The organism is Caulobacter sp. 10L414 (assembly GCF_056395525.1).
This window is the reverse complement of record NZ_JBFTJR010000116.1, coordinates 1-4881: the sequence shown is the minus strand read 5'-3', so window position 1 is coordinate 4881 and position 4881 is coordinate 1. Positions and strand designations below refer to the sequence as shown.

At 66.5% G+C, this 4881-nt stretch carries 5 protein-coding genes and 1 pseudogene; 5 read left to right on the top strand and 1 reads right to left on the bottom strand.

The window, feature by feature from the left end:
• A pseudogene (locus tag AC1DCG_RS24855) lies at positions 1-306 on the top strand (hypothetical protein); the annotation flags it as partial.
• A 451-nt stretch (positions 307-757) separates the two neighbouring features.
• A complete protein-coding gene (locus tag AC1DCG_RS24850) occupies positions 758-1186 on the top strand; it encodes an RrF2 family transcriptional regulator (protein WP_101711835.1) in 429 nt (142 codons plus the stop codon).
• Positions 1187-1297: 111 nt separating this feature from the next.
• On the opposite strand, the gene AC1DCG_RS24845 is transcribed toward AC1DCG_RS24850, so the two are convergent.
• The gene (locus tag AC1DCG_RS24845; protein WP_165261725.1) at positions 1298-1729 is read right to left on the bottom strand and encodes a CBS domain-containing protein; all 432 of its coding nucleotides are present in this window, start codon (positions 1727-1729) and stop codon (positions 1298-1300) included.
• A 313-nt stretch (positions 1730-2042) separates the two neighbouring features.
• Here AC1DCG_RS24845 and hfaA point away from each other — a divergent pair, with 313 nt between their 5' ends.
• The 3 genes from hfaA to hfaD are packed head-to-tail and all read left to right on the top strand — an operon-like array spanning position 2043 to position 4561.
• Positions 2043-2411, top strand: a complete 369-nt coding sequence (hfaA, locus tag AC1DCG_RS24840) for a holdfast anchoring protein HfaA (protein WP_477037274.1) — start codon at positions 2043-2045, stop codon at positions 2409-2411.
• A complete protein-coding gene (gene hfaB / locus AC1DCG_RS24835; RefSeq protein ID WP_165261723.1) occupies positions 2401-3405 on the top strand; it encodes a holdfast anchoring protein HfaB in 1005 nt (334 codons plus the stop codon). The genes hfaA and hfaB overlap by 11 nt, the downstream gene beginning before the upstream one ends.
• Positions 3332-4561: a holdfast anchor protein HfaD gene (hfaD, locus tag AC1DCG_RS24830; RefSeq protein ID WP_477031471.1), complete on the top strand. Its 1230-nt coding sequence runs from the start codon at positions 3332-3334 to the stop codon at positions 4559-4561. The genes hfaB and hfaD overlap by 74 nt, the downstream gene beginning before the upstream one ends.
• Positions 4562-4881 lie beyond the last annotated feature (320 nt).

The following is a 4881-nucleotide window of genomic DNA, read 5'->3' as shown; positions in this document are numbered from 1 at the left end:
AGGGTCATCGCCAGAGCGCCGCCGCCTGCGTTTCTCTTTCCAAATCAACAATGTCAAAGACCAGAGCCGAAGCTCCGAGCCGCCTCCGTAACCGGGGAGCGGCCCCACCGTTTAGCGCCCGGTGTCGGCGGAGGCGRCTATCTAGCTAACCTCGAATTCYGTGTCAAATCGTTTTTTTCAAAACTTTCCGACCCAGTGCCGAACCAGGGAAATCCCCGGACCAGCGAGCCGGCAGCTTCTAAAGAAACCACCAAACCCTGTCAAGCAAATCTTTCCAAGAAAGTTCTACTCGACTTCTTCATCTGAACTTCCGAATTCTTGCGAACTCTTCGATCCCGATGATTGGGTCGGCGCTCCTACTGAAACAACCAAACCCAGTCAACCAACTCTTTTCAGAAACTTACCGAAGAACAAAAGCCCTCCAGAAGCAACAAAAGCGCCTCATCCCGAAGACCAGAGGTCGTCGGCAATCCAGCTGCCCGAGTCGATTGAGGCCGCGGAACTTAGCGATCCGGCGCTGGAAATGCAAGTCGAAACCTTCATTTCCGAGCGGCGGAGCGTGTCCCCCGCGGCGAGGTGCGGCTTCTAGACAGCCCCCTGCCCCGCCGCAACCCAATTTCGTCCGACCGCGCCGGTTAGCTGTGAGCGGATCTGTGCATGAAATCGCTGCCGGGCGCCCGGGCCTGGCCAAGCGGAACCGCTTGCGCACCCCGCCATGCAGCCTCCATAGAGCGCTCTATAAGGAGAGACGCCGCCGATGTTGTCCCAGAAAGCCCGCTACGCCCTGCGCGCCATGGTCGAACTGGCCCGCGCGGAAGAGCAGGTCACGGCCGGCGAACTAGCCCTGCGCGCCGACGCCCCCCGCAAGTTCCTCGAAGCCATCCTGCTGGGCCTGGCCCGCCACAAGCTGGTGACCAGCCGCCGCGGCAAGTTCGGCGGCTACCTGCTGGCCCGTCCGGCGGAGGAGATCAGCTTCGCCGAGATCATCCGCCTGGTCGACGGCCCGCTGGCCCTGGCCCCCTGCGTCAGCCGCACCGCCTTCCGCCGCTGCGAGGACTGCAGCGACCTGGCCACCTGCGCCCTGCGCGAGGCCCTGCTGCGGGCCCGCGACGCCACCGCCGCCGTGCTCGAGGGCTACAGCCTGGCCGACGCGGTCACCGGCCAGGGCGCCGAACTGATCGGCTGATCCTCTCCTATAAGAGAGCGCGCATGAGAAAGGCCCGCCCTCGACGAGGACGAGCCTGCTTCCGCGCTCTCTACAAGAAGAGCGCCTTACCTCTTCGCGAAGATCCCGCCGTCAGCCGGCGGCGATATAGGCCTTCAGCCCGTCGGCCTCGGCCTGGGCTTCCTGGATCTTGTATTTCACCAGGTCGCCGATCGAGATGATGCCGACCAGGCGCCCGCCCTTGGCCACCGGCAGGTGGCGGATCCGGCGGTCGGTCATCTTGGCCAGCAGGTCGTCGACGCTTTCGTCGGGCTGGGCGAAGATCACGTCGCGCGTCATGCAGGCCGAGATCGGCTTGGCCAGCGCGGACGCGCCCTCCTTGGCGATCTGCCGCACGATGTCGCGTTCGGACAATATGCCGGCGATGGACTCGTCGGCTTCGAGCACCACCATGGCGCCGACCTTGCGGCTGTGCAGAAGCGCCGCGGCCGCGCCGACCGTTTCCTGTGGCGAGGCGGTGAACACCAGGTCGCCCTTGGTCTTCAGGATCTGAGACACCAACAAAACGCAATCCTCCCTGATCGCTCTTTTGCGTAACGAGGGTCTCGCAAACCCGCGCCCGGATCAATGGTGGAACGCCGGCCACCGCGACACGGCGCGCCCAATTGGCCGCACCCGGCGCGTTTAACCAATTCTGGATACCTTACCGCCTAGGATGACGTGTCCGGTTTTGGCACGGGGGTTGCTTGCAAGCCCCGGACAGACAGTCGCGGAGCCCGTCATGGCCTCAAAGAAGAACAACAAGCCCCTGGTTCGGGCCCTCGGCGCGGTCGCCGCCGTCGCCGGCGTGCTGATCCTGGACGCCGCCGCCCCGGCCATGGCCCAGAGCATGAGCAGCAACTCCGCGTCGTTCAACGCCGGCTACGGCCGCACCGCCGGCCAGGAAAACCACGTCGTCGACTATTCGACCCGCGACGCCAACGGCAATCGCGTCATCGTCGACGGCGTCATGCTGACCGGCAGCGACCAGAGCGTCTATTCCAGCCGCAGCTCGTCGGGCTCGCTCGACAGCTATTCGGGCGTGGGGAGCCTGGGCGGCTTCTCCGGCTCGACCGCGATCGGCAACAACCTGACGGTCATCACCCAGGGCAACAACAACACGGTGATCGTCAACTCCAACCAGGTCAACAACGGCAATGTCAGCGCCGGCGCGTCGACCAACGGCGGTGTCTCCAATGGCAACTAAGCGCGTCTTCCTGATGGTCGCGGCGGCCTGCACGGCGCTCAGCGCCTGCGGCGGCGGCGTGCCCAAGCGCCTGGACGCGGGCAACTACGCCCGCCCGATCGGCACCGCGCCGGTCACGGCCAACCCCACCCCCTATTCGACGGCGCTGAACTGCCTGGCGTCCTACGCCCGCCAGAACCGCGTCGCCGCCCCGCGCATCGCCGTGGGCCGCATCGCCGACTACACCGGCAAGGAAGAGTCCGACGGATCGGGCCGCAAGGTCACGCAAGGCGCCTCGCTGATGGCGATGACCGCCTTCGCCAAGGCCGGCATGCCGATGGTCGAGCGCTTCGACACCTCGGTCTCCGAACTGGAGCTGAAGTACGCCAACAACAAGCTGATCTCCGACCGCCCGGCCCCGACGCCGGACGCTCCGGCCGACTATCGCAAGATCGTCGCCGGCCAGGTCGCGGGCTCGGACTTCTACCTCGTCGGCGGCGTCACCGAGCTGAACTACAACATCCACTCGGCGGGCGCCGACCTCTATGGCGGCGACATCGACACCGACGGCCTGAAGGCCAACTTCAAGCGCCGGCTGTTCGTGATGAACATCGCCATGGACCTGCGCCTGATCAACAGCCGCACCCTGGTGGTGGAAGACGTCATCTCCTACCAGAAGCAGGTGATCGGCCGCGAAGTCAGCGCCGGCATCTTCGCCTTCGCCAACAACAACCTGTTCGACCTGTCGGCCGGCAAGGGCGCGCTGGAGCCGGTGCAGCTGGCCGTGCGCTCGCTGATCGAGCGTTCGGTCGTCGAGATGAGCGCCAACCTCTACGGCATGCCGGGTCCGCAAAGCTGCCTGCAGTCGGATCCCTTCGGGGCCGACACCGTCGGCGTCACGGGCGCCTTCACGCCCGCCTACAACAACCTGGGAAGCAACAATGCGCAGACCCGCGAAGATCCGTCTCGCTGGAACGATCGCAGCGATCCCTCTGTGCGTCGCGGCCGCTACTAGCGCCTTCGCCCAGGGCCAGGTTCTCAACGACCAGCTGAACCTGGGCGAGGTGTTCAGCGAGCAGACGCTGAACGTCGTCACCGTCGAGGAAGGCGTCAGCGCATCGACCGCCGCCACCGGCAACAATGTCGGCATCGCCGGCGCGCGCGTGGACGTCGACGCCACCTCCAACCAGGTCAACCAGGGCTCGGTCTACGGCCATACCGTGGTCAACGCTTCGGGCTCGATGGGCGACTCCAGCGTGGTGGCGACCCAGGCGGCCGGCAATTTCGGCAACGCCGGGGCGGAAGAAGCGACCTACCGCGGCTTCATGGTCCAGACCAACAGCGGCGCGGTCACCGCCCGCGGCCAGGTCGAGGGCGAGACCGCCCGGGCCGGCGACATCGCCGTCGACACCCAGGCCACCGGCAACACGCAAGGGCTGTGGCTGCAGAACGGCGCGGCCGGGGCGCGGATCAGCCAGGCCAATTCGGGCGACGTGATGGCCGACGGCGGCGCGATCGTGCAGTACGTCAGCGGAACCTCGACCGTGGCCGGCACGGCGGCGGGCAACCACATCGACATCGACGGCGCCAACCAGTCGGCCGCCCGCGTCATCACCGACCAGGGCAACACCTCCGACCTGGTGCAGGCCAGCAAGTTCACCGCCTACGGCAACGCCTACCTGACGCAGACCTCGACCTCGGCGGCGGGCAACAACCTCAACGCCACCAATGTCGGCCCGCTGCTGGACGTGGCCAACCACCAGTACAACACCGCCTATGTGCGCTCGCAGGCCGAGACCACGTCCTACCAGTTCGGCGCGGCCAACAGCAGCGCCTACGGCGTGGGCAACGCCGCGGTCGTCAGCAACACGGGCGCGGCCCTGGTGCTCGACAACGTCCAGACCAACGACGGCGGCGGCGTGGAAGTGATCGCCAGCGCCGAGGGCCACGACGGCTACGACATCGGCGCCCGCGCCACCGCGGTCGGCAACTCGGTCGGGGCCTATGTCTGCGGAACCTGCGGCGGCTCGATGACCAGCAGCAACACCCAGGTCAACAACGCCGACGTCTCCTCGCGCGCCACCACCACCGTCACCGGCTCAGCCCGCTCGATCACCAGCAGCGCCCGCGCCGTCGGCAACGACGCGGCCTTCTACGTGAAGTCGAACTAGGCGCCGGGATCCTCCCCCTGAAGGGGGAGCATCTTGAGGCGCCGAAGGGGATATAGCAGCGTGGATCCCCGGCGTTCAGCGAAAAGTCCTGAACGCGATCAACCACTTTCAACTTTCTCAGCCTCCCCAATCAGACGCGCTGAATCCGGCCGCATAGTCATCTGGTCCCGTCGCAGGGAGAGGGCGCAAGGATCCGGCCCGAAGCGGCGACGTGGATGCGATCGAGCGGGTTTAGAGGGCGGGGGACGTAAACCCGCCTATCGGTTGGTTCGCCTGTCATGAACCTCCGCCCGTCCAAGGGTCCGCGCCGCCGCGCCGCC

Coding starts and splice junctions, on each gene's coding strand:
- AC1DCG_RS24850 (WP_101711835.1), top strand. CDS start 758: ATGTTGTCCCAGAAAGCCCGCTACGCCCTGCGCGCCATGGTCGAACTG.
- hfaA (WP_477037274.1), top strand. CDS start 2,043: ATGGCCCAGAGCATGAGCAGCAACTCCGCGTCGTTCAACGCCGGCTAC.
- hfaB (WP_165261723.1), top strand. CDS start 2,401: ATGGCAACTAAGCGCGTCTTCCTGATGGTCGCGGCGGCCTGCACGGCG.
- hfaD (WP_477031471.1), top strand. CDS start 3,332: ATGCGCAGACCCGCGAAGATCCGTCTCGCTGGAACGATCGCAGCGATC.